The 451-nt window shown below is 69.4% G+C and carries 1 pseudogene; it reads right to left on the reverse strand.

Annotated features, from left to right (window positions below):
- Positions 1-439: pseudogene (locus AC1DYG_RS19750) on the reverse strand (acyl-CoA dehydrogenase); the annotation flags it as partial.
- Between the last annotated feature and the right edge of the window lie 12 nt (positions 440-451).

A 451-nucleotide genomic window follows, 5' to 3' on the forward strand; every position in this document is an offset into this window, starting at 1 on the left:
CGTTGACGGTGTTGAGCGCGGCCTCGAACGCCTGCACCCCGGTGTGCAGGATGTCCTCCTCGCGGACCGGGTAGTCCTCGAGCCGGAAGGTACTCACGTACATCTGACCGTGGATGACGTTGTCGATCAGCCGGTAGTTCGGGTGCCGGCTGTCCGCGACGAAGAAGACGTAGCCCTCGGGGCCCTCGACGTCGGTGCGGCGTCCGAACACCGACACCATGCCCGCCACGTTGCCGTTGCCGATGTAGTACTTGTCCCCCGTCGCCCGGAACGCGACCGCGTCGTCGCCCGACGCGTCGTCGCCGGCGGCCGGGGTGAGCAGCATGTCGGTGGAGTACACGTCGGCGCCGTGCGCGCGCTCGGACAGGCCGAAGGCCATCACGCCGCCCGCGGTCAGTTCGTCGGCCGCCCGCTGGCGGGCCTTGTCGTTCTCGCTCATCCAGATCGGCCC

The sequence above is a fragment of the Pedococcus sp. P1_H8 genome, from assembly GCF_056405175.1.